General features: G+C 74.1%; 19 protein-coding genes. 12 read left to right on the forward strand and 7 right to left on the reverse strand.

All coding sequences use genetic code 11. From position 1 onward, the window contains the following. Positions 1–5: 5 nt before the first annotated feature. Both ACSP97_RS23180 and ACSP97_RS23185 read left to right on the forward strand, forming a co-directional pair. The gene (locus ACSP97_RS23180) at positions 6–1202 is read left to right on the forward strand and encodes a sensor histidine kinase (protein WP_440558472.1); all 1197 of its coding nucleotides are present in this window, start codon (positions 6–8) and stop codon (positions 1200–1202) included. After that, positions 1199–1813 (forward strand): response regulator transcription factor, encoded by a 615-nt coding sequence (locus ACSP97_RS23185; RefSeq protein ID WP_355150211.1) that lies wholly within the window; start codon positions 1199–1201, stop codon positions 1811–1813. Before ACSP97_RS23180 ends, ACSP97_RS23185 begins: the two co-directional genes overlap by 4 nt. Positions 1814–1831: 18 nt before the next feature. Here the strand turns inward: ACSP97_RS23185 and ACSP97_RS23190 are convergent, their stop codons facing one another. Continuing rightward, the gene (locus ACSP97_RS23190; protein WP_355150213.1) at positions 1832–2701 is read right to left on the reverse strand and encodes a SirB1 family protein; all 870 of its coding nucleotides are present in this window, start codon (positions 2699–2701) and stop codon (positions 1832–1834) included. 27 nt (positions 2702–2728) lie between these two features. After that, positions 2729–3778: a GNAT family N-acetyltransferase gene (locus ACSP97_RS23195; RefSeq protein WP_355150215.1), complete on the reverse strand. Its 1050-nt coding sequence runs from the start codon at positions 3776–3778 to the stop codon at positions 2729–2731. A 140-nt stretch (positions 3779–3918) separates the two neighbouring features. Here ACSP97_RS23195 and fdxA point away from each other — a divergent pair, with 140 nt between their 5' ends. Together fdxA and ACSP97_RS23205 are read left to right on the forward strand one after the other, a co-directional pair. Beyond that, the gene (gene fdxA / locus ACSP97_RS23200; RefSeq protein ID WP_014674796.1) at positions 3919–4239 is read left to right on the forward strand and encodes a ferredoxin; all 321 of its coding nucleotides are present in this window, start codon (positions 3919–3921) and stop codon (positions 4237–4239) included. 123 nt (positions 4240–4362) lie between these two features. Continuing rightward, on the forward strand, positions 4363–5457 hold the full coding sequence (locus tag ACSP97_RS23205; RefSeq protein ID WP_440554084.1) for a bifunctional succinyldiaminopimelate transaminase/glutamate-prephenate aminotransferase: 1095 nt from the start codon (positions 4363–4365) through the stop codon (positions 5455–5457). A gap of 100 nt (positions 5458–5557) precedes the next feature. Here the strand turns inward: ACSP97_RS23205 and ACSP97_RS23210 are convergent, their stop codons facing one another. Continuing rightward, complete coding sequence (locus ACSP97_RS23210) at positions 5558–5974, reverse strand: ATP-binding protein (protein ID WP_355150219.1); 417 nt, start codon at positions 5972–5974, stop codon at positions 5558–5560. Between the two features lie 288 nt (positions 5975–6262). Further along, positions 6263–7249 (reverse strand): heavy metal transporter, encoded by a 987-nt coding sequence (locus ACSP97_RS23215; RefSeq protein WP_355150221.1) that lies wholly within the window; start codon positions 7247–7249, stop codon positions 6263–6265. Positions 7250–7345: 96 nt separating this feature from the next. On the opposite strand from ACSP97_RS23215, the gene dapE reads away from it, so the two are divergent. Both dapE and ACSP97_RS23225 read left to right on the forward strand, forming a co-directional pair. After that, positions 7346–8425, forward strand: coding sequence for a succinyl-diaminopimelate desuccinylase (gene dapE / locus ACSP97_RS23220; RefSeq protein ID WP_358295227.1), 1080 nt, complete (start codon positions 7346–7348; stop codon positions 8423–8425). Positions 8426–8580: 155 nt separating this feature from the next. Further along, entirely contained in the window at positions 8581–9339 is a 759-nt protein-coding gene (locus ACSP97_RS23225; protein ID WP_070026919.1) for a TIGR00730 family Rossman fold protein, read from the forward strand. Between the two features lie 158 nt (positions 9340–9497). Here ACSP97_RS23225 and folP read toward each other — a convergent pair whose 3' ends face one another. Then, complete coding sequence (folP, locus tag ACSP97_RS23230; protein ID WP_382015246.1) at positions 9498–10358, reverse strand: dihydropteroate synthase; 861 nt, start codon at positions 10356–10358, stop codon at positions 9498–9500. A 139-nt stretch (positions 10359–10497) separates the two neighbouring features. Here folP and ACSP97_RS23235 point away from each other — a divergent pair, with 139 nt between their 5' ends. Both ACSP97_RS23235 and ACSP97_RS23240 read left to right on the forward strand, forming a co-directional pair. Further along, complete coding sequence (locus ACSP97_RS23235; protein ID WP_070026917.1) at positions 10498–10854, forward strand: DivIVA domain-containing protein; 357 nt, start codon at positions 10498–10500, stop codon at positions 10852–10854. Next, the gene (locus tag ACSP97_RS23240) at positions 10851–11453 is read left to right on the forward strand and encodes a DNA-3-methyladenine glycosylase I (protein WP_355150229.1); all 603 of its coding nucleotides are present in this window, start codon (positions 10851–10853) and stop codon (positions 11451–11453) included. The genes ACSP97_RS23235 and ACSP97_RS23240 overlap by 4 nt, the downstream gene beginning before the upstream one ends. On the opposite strand, the gene ACSP97_RS23245 is transcribed toward ACSP97_RS23240, so the two are convergent. Beyond that, on the reverse strand, positions 11438–12241 hold the full coding sequence (locus ACSP97_RS23245; protein WP_355150231.1) for an enoyl-CoA hydratase/isomerase family protein: 804 nt from the start codon (positions 12239–12241) through the stop codon (positions 11438–11440). The genes ACSP97_RS23240 and ACSP97_RS23245 overlap by 16 nt on opposite strands. 375 nt (positions 12242–12616) lie before the next feature. Between ACSP97_RS23245 and ACSP97_RS23250 the strand changes: the two genes are divergently transcribed. After that, positions 12617–12784, forward strand: coding sequence for a DUF3117 domain-containing protein (locus tag ACSP97_RS23250; RefSeq protein ID WP_018544333.1), 168 nt, complete (start codon positions 12617–12619; stop codon positions 12782–12784). A gap of 117 nt (positions 12785–12901) precedes the next feature. Here the strand turns inward: ACSP97_RS23250 and ACSP97_RS23255 are convergent, their stop codons facing one another. Next, the gene (locus ACSP97_RS23255) at positions 12902–13600 is read right to left on the reverse strand and encodes an O-methyltransferase (protein WP_355150518.1); all 699 of its coding nucleotides are present in this window, start codon (positions 13598–13600) and stop codon (positions 12902–12904) included. Positions 13601–13834: 234 nt separating this feature from the next. Here ACSP97_RS23255 and sigE point away from each other — a divergent pair, with 234 nt between their 5' ends. The 3 genes from sigE (at position 13835) to ACSP97_RS23270 (ending at position 17320) form a co-directional block, all read left to right on the forward strand. Continuing rightward, positions 13835–14548 carry an RNA polymerase sigma factor SigE gene (sigE, locus tag ACSP97_RS23260; RefSeq protein ID WP_355150233.1) on the forward strand — a complete coding sequence of 238 codons (714 nt, stop codon included), beginning with the start codon at positions 13835–13837 and terminating at the stop codon, positions 14546–14548. Next, positions 14545–15552, forward strand: coding sequence for a zf-HC2 domain-containing protein (locus ACSP97_RS23265; RefSeq protein ID WP_440554090.1), 1008 nt, complete (start codon positions 14545–14547; stop codon positions 15550–15552). The genes sigE and ACSP97_RS23265 overlap by 4 nt, the downstream gene beginning before the upstream one ends. A gap of 130 nt (positions 15553–15682) precedes the next feature. After that, the gene (locus ACSP97_RS23270) at positions 15683–17320 is read left to right on the forward strand and encodes a S1C family serine protease (RefSeq protein WP_440554091.1); all 1638 of its coding nucleotides are present in this window, start codon (positions 15683–15685) and stop codon (positions 17318–17320) included. Positions 17321–17364 lie beyond the last annotated feature (44 nt).

Below are 17364 nucleotides of genomic sequence, written 5' to 3' on the forward strand. Positions count from 1 at the left end.
GCACGATGACGGAAGACCCACAGGCCGGCGCGCGCGGGCCGGAGCCGCAGGTGCGGATCGGGCAGGGGCCCCGCGACCGGCGCGAGGTACTGATCAAGCTGATGTGGATCGGCGTGTGGCTGGTCTTCCTCAGCTCCCCGGTCCACGACCTGACCAGCGGCCACCACACCACGGCCGGGACCGTGGCGGGGGCAGCGGGCCTTACGGTCTTCGTCGTCGCCTATCTGACGCTGGTCTTCCGGAACATGGGACGGCCCTTCTCGCCGAGCGCCGTGGCCGTGCTGCTGGGGACCCTCGCCGTCCTCGCGCCCGCCCTGGGCTACGGCCTCGGCACCCACTGGACCGGGCTGTTCGTCTACCTCGCGGTGGCCTGCGGGGCCACGCTGCCGCCGCGGCTCGCGGTCTGGGCGATCCCGGGCTCGGCCGTGCTGATGTACCTCGTCGGGCTGCGGTGGGGCGTGTACGCGGTCGACGAGGACCTGCTGCTGGTCGTGCTCATCGGGTACGCGATGATCGGGGTGAGCCAGCTCGTGCGCACCACCGTCGAGCTGCGCAAGGCGCGGGCCACCGTCGCCCAGCTCGCCGCCAACGAGGAGCGGCTGCGCCTCGCCCGCGACCTGCACGATCTGCTGGGGCACTCGCTCTCGCTGATCACGCTGAAGAGCGAGCTGGCCGGCCGGATGCTGCCGGACCACCCGGACAAGGCGGCCCAGCAGGTCGCCGACATCGAACAGGTCAGCCGCCAGGCCCTGGTGGACGTCCGGGAGGCGGTCACCGGCTACCGGCGCCCCCGGCTCGCCGTGGAGCTGGCCGGCACCCAGGTGGCCCTCACCGCCGCGGGCGTCACCGCCGAACTGCCCGACGGGCCCGACCTCGACGGGGTGGACCGGGAGGCCGAGTCCGCGCTCGCCTGGGCACTGCGCGAGGCGGTCACCAACGTGGTCCGGCACAGCGGCGCCGACCGCTGCGCCGTACGGCTCCTGCACCGCCAGACCCTGGACGGGCCGGTGCTCGAACTCACCGTCGAGGACAACGGGACCGGGGGCAGCGGCGGCGGCGGCTTCGGCAACGGCCTGACCGGGCTGACCGAGCGCCTGGAGAAGGCCGGCGGAACCCTGGAGGCGGGCCGCTTCAGACACGGCTTCCGGCTGGTCGCCCGGGTGCCCGCGGCGGCTGCCGGGGACATAGGATCCGGGGCATGACGCGCACGATCAAGGTCCTGCTGGCCGAGGACCAGTCGATGGTCCGCGAGGCGCTGGCCGCGCTGCTGGGCCTGGAGCCGGACATCGAGGTCGTCGCCCAGGTCGCGCGCGGGGACGAGGTGCTCGCGGCGGTCGCCGCGCACGACGTCGACGTGGCGCTGCTCGACATCGAGATGCCGGGCTGCACCGGCATCGAGGCCGCGGCCCGGGTCCACCGGGAGTTCCCCCGGGTGAAGCTGGTGGTGCTCACCACCTTCGGGCGCCCCGGCTATCTGCGCAGCGCCATGGAGGCCGGCGCCGACGCCTTCCTGGTCAAGGACGCCCCGGCGGCCCAACTCGCCGCCGCCGTACGCACGGTGCTCGCCGGCGAGCGGGTCATCGACCCGACGCTGGCCGCCGCCGCGCTCGCCGAGGGCGCCAATCCGCTCACCGAACGCGAACGCGAGGTGCTGCGCGCCGCGGCCGACGGCTCCACCAACGCCGAACTGGCCAAGGCCCTGCACCTGTCCCAGGGCACGGTCCGCAACTACCTCTCCACGGCCATCCAGAAGCTCGCCGTCCGCAACCGGGCGGAGGCGGTGCGCACGGCCCGGGAGAAGGGCTGGCTCTGAACGCGGACCGGCGGGCCGTCAGTTGAGCTTGGCGCGGGCCGTGCGGGCCTGCCGCCGCACCCGCTCGGCGGCCGGCTCGTCGACCACCTCGATCAGCTCGGCGTACGCGTCCAGTTCCGCCGCCCCGGCCAGGAACTCACCCCGCTGCACCAGCAGTTGCCCGCGCTCGTAGCGCAGCCGGGCCGGGTGCGCGGGGATCAGCAGCGACAGCTCCACCGCCCGCAGCGCGACGTCCGAGCGCTCGGGGCGGGCCGCGGCCCAGGCCCGGATGTTGTTGAGGATCCGCTGGACGACCTCCAGCGGCGGGGCGGGCCCCAGCATCGCCGGATCCAGCGGCGCGCCGGTCGCCCCGGCCACCAGCAGCTCGGCGTCCGGCCCGCTGAGCACCCGCCCGCCCTCGAACGGATCGGCCAGCACCTGCTCCCCGGGCGCCCCGAACCCGACCACGAAGTGCCCGGGCAGCGCCACGCCGTACACCGGGGCCCCGGCCCGGCGGGCGACCTCCAGCCACACCACCGACAGCAGGATCGGCAGCCCGCGCCGCCGCCGCAGCACCTCGTGCAGCAGCGAGGACTCCAGGCGCTCGTAGTCGCCGGGCGTCCCGTGGAACTCGTAGCGCCCGCCGAGCAGCCGCCGCACCGCCTCCGCCCAGGCGCGCGGCCCGCCGGGCCGGTACGGCAGCTCGCCCGCGAGCCGGTCCAGCTCGGCCTGCGCGGCGTCGATCCCGGCCTCGTCCAGCGAGCCGTCCGTCTCGGCGCCGATCAGCAGGCACAGCGCCGCCAGATCCGGCCGCTCGGCCCGCGCCTCCTCACCGAACCGGCGCCGCACCTCGGCGGACCGCTCCGGCGACGGCGGGTAGGGGGGCGGCAGACGACGGGGGTTCGGCATGGCGGGTTCCTGCCCTCTCAAGGGGTTCTACGACCGGTCCGGGAGGTCCTGCGGCGAGCGTTCGCCCGGCTCCCGGAAGTGGTGGTAGGCGTGGTGCCGGGAGAAGCCCAGGGCGGCGTACAGGGCCCGCGCGGGCTCGTTGTCGGACTCCACCTGGAGCCAGGCGGCCGAGGCGCCCTCGGCCAGGGCGCGGCGGGCGAGCGCGGCCATCACCTCGGTGGCCAGGCCCTGCCTGCGCCGCTCGGGGTCCACCTCGACGGCGGCGAACCCGGCCCAGCGCCCGTCCACGGCGCACCGCCCGATCGCCGCCGGCGCCGCGCCCGGCGCGCCCGGCACGGAGGCGAACCACACGGACGGCCCCGCCCCGCGGTCGTCCGCGCGCGAGCCGAGCACCTTCAGGGCCACCTCGCTCACCCCCTTGCGCCGGTACCGCGCGAGCCATGCCGCGTCCGCCTCGCGGGCGAGCACCACGTCCGCGCCCCCGGCCCGGTCCGCGACCGGCGCCAGGGCGCCCGTCCACACCTCGGCGGTCACCTCCCGCACCCAGCCGCGCCGCTCCAGCTCCGCGCAGAGCAGTTCCTGGGTGCCCTCGGCGCCGGTCGCGGTCTGCACGTACGCGGGCAGGCCCCGCTCGCCGTACCAGCGTCGTACGGCCGCCAGGGCCGCGTCGAGCGGACGGCCCGGATCGCCCAGCGGCAGCACGCTGTTGGCCCGCCGGGTGAACCCGCCGGCGGCCCGCAGCTCCCACTGGCCGAGCGGCTCGCTCTCCACCGGCGGCCACGCGCGCGAGGCGACCCGGGCCAGCTCCTCGTAGCCGGCCGCGGGACCCCGGTGACGCGCCGGGGCGGCCGGTACGACCTTGCCCGCCACGAGGGTGTTTTCCGGAAACCGGACACTCTCGCCGCTCCGTTGTGTGATCATGACCACGCCATGATCCCAAGATGTGAGAACGCCCACCGTGTCGGTGAACTTCTCCCGCGCCGCGCCGGGTTCGCTCAACCGCCGCACGGAGACGCGTTTCCCCACGTCAGCTGGGGTGATACGGACTACAAGGCGCCCTTGTGCCGAGATTTCCACCGGTCAGTTCACCCCTCCTGTTCGGATCATGCTCCGGAACGGAGATACTAGGGGCGGGCATCGACGACGCCGCGCTCCCGCGCGCCAGGCGGCGGAGCCTGAGGAGGCCCGCCAGCGCCCTATCGAGGAGGAACGACAGCGTGACCTACGTCATCGCGCAGCCTTGTGTCGACGTCAAGGACAAGGCGTGCATCGAGGAGTGCCCGGTCGACTGCATCTACGAGGGCCAGCGGTCCTTGTACATCCACCCGGACGAATGCGTCGACTGTGGTGCCTGTGAGCCGGTCTGCCCGGTCGAGGCGATCTTCTACGAGGACGACGTCCCGGAGGAGTGGAAGGACTACTACAAGGCGAACGTCGAGTTCTTCGACGAGCTGGGCTCGCCCGGCGGCGCCAGCAAGCTGGGGCTGATCGAGCGCGACCACCCCTTCGTCGCCGCGCTGCCGCCGCAGGGCGAGTGACCGTTTAGCGCAAAGCGGCCCGCGCCGAACCGCGCCGCCTCGGTCCCGTACGGCTCGATCGCCCGATCGCCGCCGCACGGGACCGAGGTGTTTGCCGCACCAGACGAAAGTGAGCCACTGATCGTGTCCGCAGTCTCCGACCGGCTTCCGGTCTTCCCCTGGGACAAGCTGGAGCCCTACAAGAAGACGGCCGCGGCCCATCCGGACGGGATCGTCGACCTCTCCGTCGGCACCCCGGTCGATCCGGTCCCCGAGCTGATCCAGAAGGCCCTCGTCGACGCGGCCGACTCCCCGGGCTACCCGACCGTCTGGGGCACCCCGGCCCTGCGGGACGCGATCTGCGGCTGGCTGGAGCGCCGCCTGGGCGCCCGCGACGTGACCCACCGGCACGTGCTGCCGGTCGTCGGCTCCAAGGAACTGGTGGCCTGGCTGCCGACCCAGCTGGGCCTCGGCCCCGGCGACAAGGTCGCCTACCCGCGGCTGGCCTACCCGACGTACGAGGTGGGCGCCCGCCTCGCCCGCGCCGCGTACGAGGTCTACGACGACCCGCGCGACCTGGACCCGGCCGGCCTCAAGCTGCTCTGGCTGAACTCCCCGTCCAACCCCACCGGCAAGGTCCTCTCCGCCCGTGAGCTGACCGACATCGTCGCCTGGGCCCGCGCCAACGGCGTCCTGGTCGTCTCCGACGAGTGCTACCTGGAGCTGGGCTGGGAGGCCGACCCGGTCTCGGTCCTGCACCCGGACGTCAACGGCGGCTCGTACGACGGCGTCGTGGCCGTGCACTCCCTCTCCAAGCGCTCCAACCTGGCCGGCTACCGCGCCGCCTTCGTCGCGGGCGACCCGGCGGTCCTGGGCCCGCTGCTGGAGATCCGCAAGCACGGCGGCATGATGACGTCCGCGCCGACCCAGGCCGCGGTCGTGGCCGCCCTCGGCGACGACGCGCACGTCCAGGAGCAGCGCGCCCGCTACGCCGCCCGCCGCGAGGCCCTCCGGGCGGCCCTGGTCGCCCACGGCTTCCGCATCGAGCACAGCGAGGCCAGCCTCTACCTCTGGGCCACCCGCGACGAATCCTGCTGGACCACGGTCGCCCACCTCGCCGACCTGGGCATCCTGGTCGCCCCCGGCGACTTCTACGGCACGGCGGGCGAGAACTTCGTGCGCGTGGCCCTGACGGCGACGGACGAACGCGTCCAGGCGGCGGTCTCCCGGCTGCGCTGACCGCCGCGGTCCCTCCCCCCCGGGGCCCGGACACGCGGAACGGGGCCCAGGGAACCCCTGGACCCCGTTCACCGGGCGATGCGCCGCCTCAGGCTCCGGCTCAGGTGAGCGGCAGCCCGTGGACCGGCAGGTTGGACGTGGGCAGGCCGCCCTTCGTCGCACCGGCCGCCGCGTCCCCGAGGGCGCTTCCCGCGGCCCCGGTCAGACCGCCCGCGGCCTGCTGCGCCGCGGGCGCCGCCTTCTGCACGGCGCCGCCGGCCGTCTTGCCCGCGGCCGGGACCGCCTGCTTGACGGCGTTGCCGCCCGCGTTGCCCGCCAGCGCGGTGACGTTCTCGGCGGCACCGTCGACGGTGTTGCCGACGTGCGCGCCGTCCAGCGCGGTCAGGCCGCCCAGGTTCGGAGTGGCCGGCAGGTTCGTGGCCGCACCGGCGGAGCCGGCCGCACCGACCCCGGCGGCCGCTCCCGCTGCGACGAGCAGCGCGGCACGGGCGATCCGGCGGGTCAGGGGGAGGGACATGATGCTCCATTCGACGGGAGAGAACGGTGTCTTCGTCCGGACCCGGCACCGGGCCCGGACGCCGTGACTACCGCTCGAAGCCCGCGAAGGTTGCGGACACCCCAGGTCACGAATGGATAACGCATCGCATTATCAGGTGTGGATAAAAACGGGCAAAGAGCATTGCTCCAGGTGCCCCGCAGAATCCTTACGCCCCTTGATTCCCAAGGGTTTCCCGGTCCGGCCCGCGATTCGCCCGTACGGCCCCGCATAAGGCGGCGACGCCACCCTCCCGGGCGGCGCCCCGCACTACTGTCCGGTCACGATCCGGACAACGCCCATGGACCGCTCCGCGCCGCCGGCCCCGTCCGACCGCACCGGCTGCCACGACCCCTCGTCGCTCGTCCAGACCCGCCCCGCGTACGTCACCCGCTGGATGTGCAGCTCCGCGGAGTTGGCGACCGCCCACTGCGCCAGCTGCCACCCCCGCTGCTGCTCGCCACGCCCGCTCGCGTCCCGGCGCGCGCCGAGCGGCACCGGCACGCTCACGGTCCGCCCGCTCGCCGTGGCCGTCACGCTGGGCGAGGGGGACGGCGAGGGCACCGGCGTGCCGCCGACCTCGGCACCGGTCTCCTGCAGCGCGTCCCGCCCGAAGTCCCGCACCAGCGCGGCCCGCACCGCGTCGGGACCGATCGCCGTGGCCCGCGGGTCGAAGCGCCCGTCGCAGGTCAGCGTGGCCGCCGCCTGCCCGGTCAGCGCGGCCGCCAGCAGCTCGGCGTCCGGCTCGTGCTTGGCGTACGCCTCCGGGAAGCCACTGCGCTGCACCTTCTGCGCGGCCACCGTCAGCGGCAGCCCGGTGTAGTCGGGGACCTTGGCCAGATGGGCGTAGAAGATCCCCGCCGAGTACGTGGGGTCCATGATCTGCTCCTCGGTGCCCCAGCCCTGCGAGGGCCGCTGCTGGAACAGGCCGAGTGAATCCCGGTCGCCGTGCTCGATGTTGCGCAGCCCGGACTCCTGGATCGCGGTGGCCAGCGCGATGGTCACGGCCCGCTCGGGCATGTTCCGGCCGGTGCCGACGGCGGCGATCGTCGCCGCGTTCGCCGCCTGCTCGGGCGTGAACTCGTACGACGTCCCGTCGCCGGCGGCCGAGACCACCTTGCAGCCATGGGCTCCGCCGCCTCCGGTGACGTACTGCACCACGAGATAGGCGGCGACACCGCACAGGACCAACAGGGCCGCGGAGAACCGGAAAAGACGGCCGCGGCGCTTGAGACGGGTGGGGGACGGCTCAGACACGCGTACAAGGTACTGGAGCGATCACCACCCTTACGCCAGCGGTGCGTTACCGCGCGTGAGCCGGGCGGCCGACGGCGGCGCGCTAGGGTCGAGGCCATGGCCGACACCTCGCTTGACCTCACGCTGGACGCCGCCGCGCTCACCGCGCGGCTCGTGGACCTCCCCTCCGAGAGCGGCACCGAGAAGCCGCTCGCGGACGCCGTCGAGACCGCCCTGCGCGCCCTGCCGCACCTGACCGTGGACCGGTACGGCAACAACGTGATCGCCCGGACGAACCTGGGCCGCGCCGAGCGGGTCGTGCTGGCCGGACACATCGACACCGTGCCGATCGCGGACAACGTGCCCTCGCGCCTGGACGAGGACGGCGTGCTGTGGGGCTGCGGCACCTGCGACATGAAGTCGGGCGTGGCGGTCCAGCTGCGCATCGCGGCCACCGTCCCCGCCCCCAACCGGGACCTGACCTTCGTCTTCTACGACAACGAGGAGGTCGCCGCCCACCTCAACGGCCTCCGGCACGTCGCCGAGGCCCACCCGGAGTGGCTGGCGGGCGACTTCGCGGTGCTGCTCGAACCCTCCGACGGCGAGGTCGAGGGCGGCTGCCAGGGCACGCTGCGGATGCTGCTGCGGACCAAGGGCGAGCGGGCGCACTCGGCGCGCTCCTGGATGGGCGCCAACGCCATCCACGCGGCCGCGCCGATCCTGGAGCGCCTCGCGGCCTACGAGCCCCGCTACCCGGTGATCGACGGCCTGGAGTACCGCGAGGGCCTGAACGCCGTGGGCATCAGCGGCGGGGTCGCGGGCAACGTCATCCCCGACGAGTGCGTGGTCACCGTCAACTTCCGCTACGCCCCCGACCGCACCGAGGAGGAGGCGATCGCGCACGTCCACGAGGTGTTCGCGGACTGCGGCGTCGAGGAGTTCGTGGTCGACGACCACAGCGGCGGCGCGCTGCCCGGCCTCTCCCACCCGGCCGCCGCGGCCTTCATCGAGGCGGTGGGCGGCGCCCCGCGGCCCAAGTACGGCTGGACGGACGTCTCCCGCTTCGCCGCGCTCGGCATCCCCGCGGTCAACTACGGCCCCGGCAACCCGCACCTGGCGCACAAGCGGGACGAGCGCGTGGAGACCGCCAAGATCCTCGCGGCCGAGGAACGACTGCGCGGCTGGCTCACGGCCTGACGGGCTCACCGCCTGACAGGCGCACGGCCTGGCGGGCGCACGGCCTGGCAGGGGCCCCGCGCGGCACGCGCCGGGCGGACACGCGCACGTCCACCCCGCGTAACCCGAGTGGATCTACGCTGGGACGGAACCACCGGCTAGCGGAGGGAGCGCACATGCCTACCGGGAACCCCGAGGGGAAGAAGCAGCCACCGGACGAGCAGCGGCTCGGGCCGGTCCTCCGGCGGCGGGACCAGGTGACGGCGAGCACGACCGACCAGCGACTGCTGGACGAACGCGCTCCCAACGACTGGGTCCACACCGACCCCTGGCGGGTGCTGCGCATCCAGTCGGAGTTCATCGAGGGCTTCGGCACCCTGGCCGAACTCCCGCCCGCCATCAGCGTGTTCGGCTCGGCCCGCACCCCGGTGGACTCACCCGAGTACGACGCCGGGGTCCGGCTCGGCCGGGGCCTGGTAAGGGCCGGCTGGGCGGTGATCACCGGCGGTGGCCCCGGTGCCATGGAGGCGGCCAACAAGGGCGCGTGCGAGGCGGGCGGCGTCTCGGTGGGCCTCGGCATCGAGCTGCCCTTCGAACAGGGCCTGAACCCCTACGTCGACATCGGCCTGAACTTCCGGTACTTCTTCGTCCGGAAGATGATGTTCGTCAAGTACGCCCAGGGGTTCGTCGTCCTGCCCGGCGGCCTCGGCACCCTGGACGAGCTGTTCGAGGCGCTGACCCTGGTCCAGACCCAGAAGGTCACCCGCTTCCCGATCGTCCTCTTCGGCAGCGAGTACTGGGGCGGCCTGGTCGACTGGCTCAAGAACACCCTGGTGGCCTCCGGCAAGGCCCTGGAGAAGGACCTCCTGCTCTTCCACGTCACCGACGACGTGGACGAGGCCGTGGCCCTCGTCTCCAAGGAGGCAGCCCGCTAGGGCCTCTCGTTTGGATCTTGCCGGGCTCGCGGGCCCTGGCACCGCGCCTCGCGGCGTTGTCGTCGGTTGCCATGGCTCCGCCATGTCGCCCTCCTTCGCCTTGCGATGCACGGCACCAGACCCCGCTCCCTGATCCGGCCTGATCCAAACGAAAGACCCTAGGCCAGTCCCCGCCGGGCCACCGCAGGAGTGCGGTGGCCCGAGATGGAGGAGACCATGTCGAGCACCTGGCGGGTCTCGGCGACCTCGTGGACGCGGTAGACCATCGCGCCGAGCCAGGAGGACACCGCCGTCGTCGCCAGCGTGCCGATCAGCCGCTCCTTGACCGGCCGGTCCAGCGTCTCCCCGACGAAGTCCTTGTTGGACAGCGACACCAGCACCGGCCAGCCCGACGCGACCATCTCGTCCAGCCGGCGCGTCGCCTCCAGGCTGTGCCGGGTGTTCTTGCCGAAGTCGTGCCCCGGGTCGATCAGCACCGACTCCCGCGGCACCCCCAGCTCCACCGCCCGCCGGGCGAGCCCCACGGTCACGTCCAGGATGTCGGCCATGACGTCGTCGTACGTCACCCGGTGCGGGCGGGTGCGCGGCTCGGCGCCGCCCGCGTGGGTGCACACCAGCCCCACCCCGTACCGCGCCGCGACCTCGGCGAGGCCGGGGTCCGCGCCGCCCCACGCGTCGTTCAGCAGGTCCGCGCCCGCCTCGCACACCGCCTCGCCGACCTCGGCCCGCCAGGTGTCCACGCTGATGATCACGTCCGGGAAGCGGCGTCGTACCTCCGCCACGAAGCCGACCGTGCGGCGCGCCTCCTCCTCGGCCGAGACCTCCTCGCCCGGGCCCGCCTTCACCCCGCCGATGTCGATGATCGCCGCGCCCTCGGCGACCGCCTGCTCCACCCGTGCCAGGGCCGGCTCGTCCCGGAAGGTCGCCCCCCGGTCGTAGAAGGAGTCCGGGGTCCGGTTCACGATCGCCATGATCACTCGTTCGTGCGGTCCGAATTCCCGCCTGCCCAGCCTGAGCATCCGCTGTGACCTCTCCTCGTACGTCCGGCACTGCGACCGCCAGTGACCCTAACCGCCGGACGCGCATGGCACGATCGGACCAGACAGATTCCGCGTCCGGCCCTCGCGGCCGGCACCCGAGCGTGGGGACCTCGAGACGATGGTGATGTTCCTGTTCCTGGTCGTCGCGCTGGCCGTCGTGGTCGCCGCGGTGACCCTCGCCGTGGTGGGCGGCGGCGAAAGCGCCCCGCTGCCCGAGGCCGCGCCCGAGCGGCTCCAGGACCCGCTGCCGGAGGACCGCCCCGTCGGCCGCGCCGACATCGAGACCCTGCGCTTCCCGCTGGCCCCGCGCGGCTACCGGATGGCCGACGTGGACGACGCCCTCGGCCGGCTCGCCGCCGAACTCGCCGAGCGGGACGCCCGGATCGCCGGCCTGGAATCCGCGCTGGCCGGCGCCCGGGCCGCCGCCGCACAGCCGCGCCAGGACAAGCCCGAGCACCCGGAGGACCAGCGATGACCGCCGCCGTCGCCGGGCCGGACGGCGCGCTGCGCTGCCCCTGGGCCCTGTCCACCGACGACTACGTCGCGTACCACGACGAGGAGTGGGGCCGCCCGGTCCACGGCGACGACGCCCTCTTCGAACGGCTCAGCCTGGAGGCCTTCCAGTCCGGCCTGTCCTGGATCACCATCCTGCGCCGCCGCCCCGGCTTCCGTACGGCCTTCGCGGGCTTCTCCATCGAGAAGGTCGCCGCCTTCACCGACGAGGACCGCGAGCGGCTGCTGGCCGACCCCGGCATCATCCGCAACCGTGCCAAGATCGACGCCACGCTGGCCAACGCCCGCGTCCTCGCCGACTGGTCCGAGGGCGAGCTGGACGAGCTGATCTGGTCCCACGCCCCCGACCCCGCGACCCGCCCGGCCCCGAGGACCCTGGCGGACGTCCCGGCGGTCACCCCGCAGTCCACGGCCCTGTCCAAGGCGCTGAAGAAGCGGGGCCTGAAGTTCGTGGGGCCCACGACGGCGTACGCGCTGATGCAGGCGTGCGGACTGGTCGACGACCACCTGGAGGCGTGCGTCGCCCGTGGCGCCCGGGAGGGGCGTCACCGCCCCGAGTAGCGCGGCTTCCGCTTGTCGACGAACGCCTGCACGGCGATCGCGTGGTCCTCCGACCGCCCGGCGCGGGTCTGGAGCTCGTCCTCCTTGTCGAGGGTCTCCGACAGCGAGTGCGTCAGCCCGAAGGCCACCGCCTCCTTGATCGCCGCGTACGCCAGCGTCGGGCCCGAGGCGAGCTCGCGCGCCACCTTCTCGGCCTCGGCCCGCAACTCGCCGGAGGGCACGACCCGGTTGGCGATGCCCAGTTCCAGCGCGTCCCGCGCGCCGATGCTGCGCGGGAAGAGCAGCAGGTCGGCCGCGCGGCCGGGCCCCACCACCCGGGGCAGCGTCCAGGAGATGCCGGAGTCGCCGGTCAGGGCGACCCCCGCGAACGAGGTGTTGAAGGACGCCGTGTCGGCGACGACGCGGTAGTCCGCGGCGAGGGCGAAGCCGAACCCGGCCCCGGCCGCGACCCCGTTCACCGCGGCGACCACCGGCTTCGCCGCCCCGGCGAGGGCCCGCACGATCGGGTTGTAGTGCTCGCCGACCGTGCTCATCGTCTGCCCGGACCCGGTCTCCCGGTCCTTGGCCAGCAGCCCGATGTGCTCCTTGAGGTCCTGGCCCACGCAGAACGCCCGGTCCCCGGCCGCGGTCAGCAGGATCGCCCGCACCTCCGGGTCCCCGGCCGCCTCCCGCGCCGCCTCCCGCAGGGCGACCTTGGCCTCGACGTTCAGCGCGTTCATCGCCTCGGGGCGGTTCAGCGTGATCGTCGCGAGGCCCTCGCTCACCTCGTAGAGCACGGTGTCGGCCATGGCGCATCCCCTCCGTCGCGGTGGTGACGTACCGCTCGGTACGTCCGTGTCCGGGAACAGCATGGCGGAGATCACGGACCGGGGGTCCGACCAGGGGTGTGAGCTGCGTCAAAGAAAACCGGACGGAGGTTGGCCGACGGGTGTGTGTGCGATGGCGCAGTATCGCAGCCACATCCCCGAATTGAGTGGTTTTGCTCGCGCGCGTTGCCCAAGCGATGCGGACCGATGTTGGTCATCGGGTCCTGAGATGCGGGATAATGGCTGGGAAGCAATGTGTTCGATGCCGGTGTCGCGTGTCCGATCCGGTCCCGCGGGTGCCCGCCCGGGTGCCATCAATCGGCAGACGATGAGCTGGTTTCAGGAAGGGGAACGAGCATGGCGGCCATGAAGCCGCGGACGGGCGATGGCCCGCTCGAGGTGACCAAGGAGGGGCGGGGCATCGTCATGCGCGTTCCGCTCGAAGGCGGCGGTCGACTCGTCGTCGAGCTGACCCCTGACGAGGCCGAGGCGCTCGGTGACGCCCTCAAGAAGGTCGTCGTCTGACGCGCGAGAGTCAGTCCTCACGGCTGCCCCGGCATCGTACGCGGTGCCGGGGCAGCCGCGTTTGCGGGGCCCGCACCCGCCGGGTGCCGCCGGCCCTCCCCGTCCCGGCCGCCGCCGTCACCGCTTGACCGCGCACAGCAGCCCGTCGCCGACCGGCAGCAGCGAGGTGACCATCTCCTGGCTCTCGCGCACCGTGCGCAGCAGCTCCCGCAGCCGCAGCACCTCCGACGGCTGCGGCCCCGAGTCGACCGTACGGCCGCTCGCGAAGACCCCCTCGAAGACCACCACGCCGCCGGAGCGCAGCAGCCGCAGCGACTCGGTGAAGTAGTCGAGGTACTCCAGCCGGTCCCCGTCGCAGAAGACGAGGTCGTAGCCCGCGTCCGCGAGCCGGGGCAGCACCTCCAGGGCGCGGCCCGGGATGAAGCGGGCCCGGTTGCTGGCGAAGCCGCAGGCGCGGAAGGCCTGCCGGGCGAACTGCTGGTGCTCCGGCTCCGAATCGACCGTGGTGAGCACCCCGTCCGGGCGCATGCCGTGCAGCAGATGGATTCCGGACACCCCGCAGCCCGTGCCGATCTCCGCGACGGCCTTCGCGTCCACGGAGGCGGCGAGCAGGCGCAGCGCGGAGCCCGTGCCGGGCGACACCGAGCGAAGTCCCGCGTCACGGGCGCGGTCGCGGGCCCAGAGCAGCGCTTCGTCCTCGGCGGCAAAGGCGTCGGCGAATGCCGAGCTCGTCTGCCGGTTGCCGGTAATGACCCTCTCCTGTCCCCATGGATGCCTCGGCGTGACTGTATCCGTTGGCGTCGGGAACCCGCAGATGGGACCGGACGTTTACAAGGAAGAGACGACGGTGGGGGAATGCTCCGGGGGCAGGGGATGGACGAGGAGAGCGCACAACTGCTGACGCAGCGGCACGAGCCGCACCAGCAAGTATCAAATTCTCGTAAAAACGCTTATCCGGAGCTAACGGGCGAGGTGGCTATGGTAGGGGCTCCACTGGACACCACCAGAGCCGACAGGGGAGGTGCGGCTGCGCCCGAGGACCGGGGTGGAGTGCTGCGGCGCTTCCTCGGGTCGGCGGGCAGGCCGAAATCCGTGACCGACACCGCTGCTGACCACCACGCCGCCGGATTCGCCCCGGCCGAGCCCCAGACCGCGACCTTCACCAGTGACGCGGACGGGCAGGCGTGGACTCCGCCCACCTGGGAGGAGATCGTCAGCACCCACAGCGCCCGCGTCTACCGCCTGGCCTACCGCCTCACGGGCAACCAGCACGACGCGGAGGACCTCACCCAGGAGGTCTTCGTGCGCGTCTTCCGCTCGCTGTCCACGTACTCGCCGGGCACCTTCGAGGGCTGGCTGCACCGCATCACCACCAACCTCTTCCTGGACATGGTCCGGCGCAAGCAGCGCATCCGCTTCGACGCCCTCGGCGAGGACGCGGCCGAGCGGCTGGCCAGCCGCGAACCCACCCCGCAGCAGCTCTTCAACGACGCCCACTTCGACGCGGACGTCCAGCAGGCCCTGGACACCCTCGCGCCCGAGTTCCGCGCCGCCGTCGTGCTGTGCGACATCGAGGGGCTGTCGTACGAGGAGATCGCCGCGACCCTCGGCGTGAAGCTCGGCACCGTCCGCTCCCGCATCCACCGCGGCCGCTCCCAGCTCCGCAAGGCCCTCGCGCACCGCTCACCGGAGGCCCGCGCGGCCGAGCGGCGCTCGTTCCTGGCCCGGGTCCCCGCGCTGGGGGGAGGGGGCGCGACGGCGTGAGCGGATCGCGACAGAAACCCGCCGAGGGGACACGCCTCGCCGAGCAGCATCTGGGAGACCGGCTCTCCGCCTTGGTGGACGGAGAGCTCGGCCATGACACGCGGGAACGCGTCCTCGCCCACCTGGCCACCTGCGCCCGCTGCAAGGCGGAGGCGGACGCCCAGCGCGCGCTGAAGAACGCCTTCGCGGCGGCGCCCCCGCCCCCGCCCTCGGCGAGCCTGCTGGCCCGCCTCCAGGGCCTGCCCGGCGGCGGCCCCGAGGGCGGCGGCAGCCCGGCCGCCGGACTGCTCGGAAGCGGCCCCGAGGCCCCGGCCTCCGGTTCCTCGGGCGTCTTCGACACCGGGCGCGGCTTCTCCTTCGGCTACGTCCCGGCCCGCCCGCACGGCCCCGGCCCCGGCCCCGAGGGCGACGGCTTCCGCATCCACCCCGTGGGCCGCCCGGACGACGGCCGCTCCGCCTCGCGCGGGCTGCGGTTCGCGTTCGCCGCCGCCGGCGCGGTGTCGCTGGCCGCGGTCGCCCTCGGCGGCGTGACCACCGCGATCCCCGGCTCCCCGGCGGCGGACCCCCGCGGCTCCGGCACCGGCAGCAACGTGATCCCGGCCGGCACCACGGGCACCGGCAGCGCCACCGGCGGCACCGGCGCCGGCACGGCCGACGCCCAGCGCCGCCGCCCCGGCCCGCTGCTCGCCCAGGGCGGCACCCTGCTCGGGCACACGACGGAGACGGCGCCGACCGCCGCCACCGCGCCCCTGGTGCCCGGCGCCCCCGCTCCCTCGGCCGGACCGGACCAGGGCCTCGGCGGCCGGCTGAGCGCCCCGCTGATGGCGGGCGCGACCGCCGTGTCCCCGCTGATACGCCTGCCGGACAAGACCACGGCCCTGCCGCTGACCAAGTGGTCCACGGCCCCCATGGTCCCCGGCGTGCTGTCCGACTCCCTCCCCGGCACCCCCGCCGTCTCCGCCGCCCCCTCCACGTCCCCGAGTGCCTCGGACCGGGCGCGCTGACCGCTGCTGCGCCACGGCCCGCGAACCTGGTTGAATCCGGTGAGGGCCGTGCCCGTGGTGATCGACCGGGCACGTAGTCGACGTCCCGCGGCCGCCGAAGCGCACGGCCGCGGCCGGCCGTGGGGAGAGCATGAACGAGGGGAACCGTGTCCCGCCGGGAGCGGGTACGGAGGAGGCGGCCGGGGCCGGTCCAACGCCGGACGGCGACTTCGAGCTGGCCAAGCCGGCGCGCCCCACGCCGTTGCACGAACCGGACCCCTACAGCACCCCGCCCTACGGCGAGCCTGGCCCCTGGGCCCCCGCCCCGCCGGTCCAGCACCCGGGCGCCACTCCGACGCACGGCACACCGCTGCCGCCGCCGGCCGGCCCCCACGGCCCCGCGCCCGCGTTCCCGGGCGCGCCCGCTCCCGCCTCCCCGGCCCCGGCCGTCACCGGCGGACCGGCAACCGCACCGGCCCCACCGTCCGCGCCCCTTCCGGAAACAGCGCCCCTGCAGGGCCTCACGGCGGTCCCGGAGCCCGTCGTGGCCGGCGCCCCCATCCCGGTGCCCCCGGTCGCCCCGGGACCCGCACAGGACCCCTGGGGGCGTTACGACCCGTGGGGGCGAGGACCGCTCCAGCAGGCCGGCGCCGTACCCGACGGCGAGCGGCGGAACGGGCGGCGGGGCAGGCGGCTCCTGGTCGTCTGGACCCTGGCCGTCGCCCTGGTGGCGTCCGGGATCGGCGGTGTCGTCGGCGCCTACGTCGAACGCGAGGGCCTCGGCGGCGAGGTGACCCTGCCGCAGGCCGGGAGCGTGCCCGCCGGGCGCGCCCCGGACAGCGTGGCCGGGATCGCCGCCCGCGCCCTGCCCAGCGTCGTCACCCTGCACGTCTCCGGCTCCGGCGAGGAGGGCACCGGCACCGGCTTCGTGCTCGACGACCGCGGCCACATCCTCACCAACAACCACGTGGTCGCGGCCGCCGCGTCGGGCGGCAAGATATCCGCGACGTTCAGCGACGGCGACTCCGTCAGGGCCACGGTCGTCGGCCGGGACAGCGGCTACGACCTCGCCGTCGTCCAGGTGCACGGCGTGCGCGGGCTCACCCCGCTGACCCTGGGCGACTCCGACGGCGTCCGGGTCGGCGACCCGGTCGTGGCCATCGGCGCCCCCTTCGACCTCGCCAACACCGTCACCGCCGGCATCATCAGCGCCAAGGAACGGCCCATCACCGCGGGCGGCGAGGAGGGCGACGGCAGCGACGTGTCCTACGTGGACGCCCTCCAGACCGACGCCCCGATCAACCCGGGCAACTCCGGCGGACCGCTGCTTGACTCCCGGGCCCATGTCATCGGCATCAACTCGGCCATCCGCTCCGCCGACGGCGGCTCGGACACCGAGGGCGGCCAGGCCGGCTCCATCGGCCTGGGCTTCGCCATCCCGGTCAACCAGGCCCGGCGCGTCGCCGAGGAACTGATCAACGACGGCCACGCCACCCACCCGGTCATCGGCGTCACCCTCGACATGGGCTACACCGGCGACGGCGCCCGCATCGACGACCACAGCGCGAACGGCGGCCCCGCCGTCATCGAGGGCGGCCCCGGCGCACGGGCCGGGCTCGCGCCGGGCGACCTGATCACCCGGGTCGACGGGGAGCGGGTCCACACGGGTGAGGAGCTGATCGTCAAGGTCCGCGCCCACCGGCCCGGCGACCGGCTGCGGCTGACGGTCGAACACGGCGGTGCCGAGCGGGAGGTCTCACTCGTCCTGGGCACCTCGGAGCAGAACTGACACAAGTCTCACCTCGGGACGGTACCGGTCGGACGGGAACGCCG

Source organism: Streptomyces sp. SCPE 10 (genome assembly GCF_051980735.1).
Classification (GTDB): domain Bacteria; phylum Actinomycetota; class Actinomycetes; order Streptomycetales; family Streptomycetaceae; genus Streptomyces; species Streptomyces misionensis.

Bases quoted from the DNA above. Each gene is read 5' to 3' on its own strand.
- ACSP97_RS23180 (WP_440558472.1), top strand. From the start codon at position 6: ATGACGGAAGACCCACAGGCCGGCGCGCGCGGGCCGGAGCCGCAGGTG.
- ACSP97_RS23185 (WP_355150211.1), top strand. From the start codon at position 1,199: ATGACGCGCACGATCAAGGTCCTGCTGGCCGAGGACCAGTCGATGGTC.
- ACSP97_RS23190 (WP_355150213.1), bottom strand. From the start codon at position 2,701: ATGCCGAACCCCCGTCGTCTGCCGCCCCCCTACCCGCCGTCGCCGGAG.
- ACSP97_RS23210 (WP_355150219.1), bottom strand. From the start codon at position 5,974: ATGTCCCTCCCCCTGACCCGCCGGATCGCCCGTGCCGCGCTGCTCGTC.
- dapE (WP_358295227.1), top strand. From the start codon at position 7,346: ATGGCCGACACCTCGCTTGACCTCACGCTGGACGCCGCCGCGCTCACC.
- ACSP97_RS23225 (WP_070026919.1), top strand. From the start codon at position 8,581: ATGCCTACCGGGAACCCCGAGGGGAAGAAGCAGCCACCGGACGAGCAG.
- folP (WP_382015246.1), bottom strand. From the start codon at position 10,358: ATGCTCAGGCTGGGCAGGCGGGAATTCGGACCGCACGAACGAGTGATC.
- ACSP97_RS23235 (WP_070026917.1), top strand. From the start codon at position 10,498: ATGGTGATGTTCCTGTTCCTGGTCGTCGCGCTGGCCGTCGTGGTCGCC.
- ACSP97_RS23240 (WP_355150229.1), top strand. From the start codon at position 10,851: ATGACCGCCGCCGTCGCCGGGCCGGACGGCGCGCTGCGCTGCCCCTGG.
- ACSP97_RS23245 (WP_355150231.1), bottom strand. From the start codon at position 12,241: ATGGCCGACACCGTGCTCTACGAGGTGAGCGAGGGCCTCGCGACGATC.
- ACSP97_RS23250 (WP_018544333.1), top strand. From the start codon at position 12,617: ATGGCGGCCATGAAGCCGCGGACGGGCGATGGCCCGCTCGAGGTGACC.
- ACSP97_RS23270 (WP_440554091.1), top strand. From the start codon at position 15,683: ATGAACGAGGGGAACCGTGTCCCGCCGGGAGCGGGTACGGAGGAGGCG.